A 3,138-nucleotide genomic window follows, 5' to 3' on the forward strand; every position below is an offset into this window, starting at 1 on the left:
GCGGTGGCGACGGCGGAGGCGATACGCCTGCCCATAGCAACTCTGTGCATGAACTCTCCTTGGACATCTCGGGCCCGTTGCCCGACGACCAGGGCACAGTTGATCACAGTTCGGAGTTCCTTGATCACCAACCGTGACGGAGTGTCGGGGGCGAGGTGTTCGCGGAGTTCACTACGGGGGCGCACGCTCGGGGGCGCGCGGTTCACCGGCCCTGCTCCGGTCAGCGCGGTGGTGTGGTGTCGAAGGCCACGAAGCGGAGTTCGGAGGTGTAGCGGTGGCCCTGGTCGTCGGTGAGCCAGCTCTGTTCGGGGGTGGGGAGCATCTCGGTGAGGGTGACGGTGGCGGAGGGATCCTTGCGGGCGAGGCGGCGCAGGGCTTTGGCGAGGATGGTGAGGTAGACGGGGCTGTCGAAGTCGACGTAGAAGGGCCGGGATTCGGTCGGGGAGACGACGAAGACGTAGCGGGGCAGGCCGAGTTGGGTGCGCCAGCGGCGGGCGGCCACGAAGCGGCGGGCCTCGTCCTTCTCGTCGGCGAACGAGGCGTCCGCGGCCGGCAGACGCCAGGTCTCGCGGGCCACCACCAGCCGGTCCAGGGTGACGCGAGGGGTGTGGTCGGCCTGGGGCAGGAGTTGGAAGAGGTCCATCGACAGGGTGGTCAGGACGTGGGAGAAGACGTCCAGCGCGGGGAAGACGGAGCCGTCCGGGAGGCGGACGACGAGGTCGCCGGCCCGGTTCTCCACGGTCGCGTCGGCGCTGCGGATCGTCCGCGCGGGGTCCGCGGTGAAGTCGGCGAGGGCCACTTGGCGGTCCTGGGGCCGTACGAGGGTGTGGCGGACCCGGGCCGACAGGCGGGCGCGGTGCTCCTTGGGGATCAGGGGCATCAGGCGGGGGCTCGGGTGATCGCGGTCGGTCAGGTCGAGGAGTTCGGCGATGTCCGGGTGCTGGTGGGTGAACAGGGAGGCGCCCAAGGTGTTGGACGCCATGTGGAGTTCGCCCAGGACCAGGGTGAAGTCGCCGCGCTCGATCGCCTCCGTGCTCTCGGCCGCGATCAGGATGTCCGGGCTCAGATAGCGGGCCGTCGTCCAGCCGTCGCCGCCGGACGCGAACCGCTCCCGTACCGCCGTCTCGATGCCGGCCGTCGTCACGGTCACCTCGTGGGCGCCCTCCGGCACCGCGAGGATCCGCCCCCAGCGGGCGGCGAACTCCCGTTGCAGCTCGGCTGACTTGGCGCGGGCGGCGCCGTGCAGGACCGGGAGGCACGCGAACCAGAAGGAGGCGAGGTCGACCGGTCCTTCGGCGGCCAGACGGTCGTGGACGAGGCGGACCTCCTCCCGGACGGTGGCGGCGAGTTCGCAGGTGAGCCAGGCCGCGCTGTCCATCAACAGCCGTAGCGGGCGCAGCGCTTCGAGCATCCCGGGGCCGAGGCGGGCGGTCGCGGAGCGGCGGGTGTCGGAGTAGACCAGCGAGCGGCAGGGCGCGGTCGACGCGGACTTCTCCCGTACCGCGGCCGTGTCGGTGAGTTCGGTGAAGTCCTGTTCGAGGGCGGTCAGGGCCTGGACGAGGGTGTCCACGTCGGTGGCCGCAGCCACGGCGGCGCGGCCGCGTTCCAGCCGGTCCAGTGCCGCGAGGCCGCGCCGGCGGGGTTCGGGCGCGCCGACGGTCTCCAGCCAGGCGCGCAGGGCGCGGTCGGGGTGGGTGTCGGCGGGTATCTCCAGGCGCCGGACCACCCAGCGGCGGGCGACCAGGTCGGCCAGCACGGCGGGGACGTCGGTGTCCGGGAGTTCGGCGGCGATGGACCGGGCCGGGCGGATGCCGTCGCAGCGGGCGAGTACGGCCGCCGTCTCGGCGGACACGGGGATGGGGCGCCGGCCGGGGACGCGGACCCGGTCGCCGTCCAGCACGAGGAAGGGCACGCGGCGGGGGGCGATCCACTCACGCAGGGCGGGGTCGGCGTCCAGCATCCTGGCGAGCGCGTCGATCCCCCAACTCGCCCAGTAGACGGAGGATTTGGCGATCAGGCCGGTTCCGGGGTCCACGCCGACCGTCCGGGTGCCGGAGTCCCAGCGGCCCCAGCCGACGGGCCCGAAGAAGCCGATGGTGTCGTTCTTCACGCAGAACCGCTGCCAGTAGTGCGCGACCAGTTCCTCGCGCTGCCGCGGCATGCTGCTGCGGCTGTCCGCCGTCGGGGTCCAGCGCAGGAAGGGGGCGATCCCGGAGGTGAGGACCGGCCGGTTCTGCCAGGCCACCGCCTCCCGGAAGGCCGGTGCGCGGGCGATGTCCTGCAAGGTGTGCGCGGTCTCCACGGCGGCCTCCGTGAAGAGGCGGGTGAAGCCGCTCCAGTCGGGGCCGTCGAGCGGTTCGCCGGCGCCGAACTTGTCGGCCGCCTCGGCCAGTCCGGGCGGGGCGAGGCGCAGCACGCCGTCGGCGGGGAAGCCCGCCCCGCGCAGGGCGAACTGCTCCCACAGCCGCCAACGGCCGAGGGACGGCACGAGATCTTCGGTCATGGCACGGCTCTCCTTGGCGAGCGCGGACGGACGGGAGCGACGACGGGCGACGGGACGCGGCGAAGGAACGGGATTCGTCGGGCGGATCGGGGCGCGGCGGAGAACGCGTCAGGCGGTGCCGTAGTCGGCCTCGACGACCTCGGCCAGCTCCAGCGGCGTCGGGTAGGCGAAGACCAGGGAGACCGGGACGTCGGCGCCGAGGATCTCCTGGAGGCGGCCGGTGATCTGGAACGCGGTGAGCGAGTCGCCGCCGGCCTCGTAGAAGTCGGTCTCGGCGGTGAGGTCGGGCAGGCGCAGCACGTCCCGGAAGATGTCGACCAGCAGGTCGACGGTGACGGCGGGGGTGGCGACGGGGGCGGCGGTGGCGGCGTTCGGGGTCATGGCGTGAGCTCCTTCGTTTCCGTGCGGATCAGATGTGGACGTTGGTACTGGCGCTGGCACTGGTACTGGTGTGGCTGTGGTGCAGGGTGTGCAGCCGGGCGGGGGTGTTGCCGCCCGAGACGATGGCCACGGCGCGTTCGCGGCGCCCGGCGCGCAGGGCACCGGCCAGGGCGACGGCTCCGCTGGGTTCGGCGTCGACGCCGAGGCGGTGCAGCAGGGCGGTGGCGGCGAGGATCTCCGCGTCGCCGACGGCG

2 protein-coding genes and 1 pseudogene are annotated in these 3,138 nt (G+C 73.0%); all 3 read right to left on the bottom strand.

Annotated elements, in window-relative coordinates; all coding sequences use genetic code 11:
- Positions 1 to 220 precede the first annotated feature (220 nt).
- Positions 221 to 2,503 (bottom strand): lantibiotic dehydratase, encoded by a 2,283-nt coding sequence (locus CCN72_RS35365; protein ID WP_086812462.1) that lies wholly within the window; start codon positions 2,501 to 2,503, stop codon positions 221 to 223.
- Between the two features lie 108 nt (positions 2,504 to 2,611).
- Positions 2,612 to 2,884: an acyl carrier protein gene (locus CCN72_RS35370; protein WP_086812464.1), complete on the bottom strand. Its 273-nt coding sequence runs from the start codon at positions 2,882 to 2,884 to the stop codon at positions 2,612 to 2,614.
- Between the two features lie 28 nt (positions 2,885 to 2,912).
- Positions 2,913 to 3,138 (bottom strand): annotated as a pseudogene (locus CCN72_RS35375) (threonine/serine dehydratase); the annotation flags it as partial.

It is taken from the genome of Streptomyces murinus (genome assembly GCF_002154555.1).
Taxonomy (GTDB): Bacteria; Actinomycetota; Actinomycetes; order Streptomycetales; family Streptomycetaceae; genus Streptomyces; species Streptomyces murinus.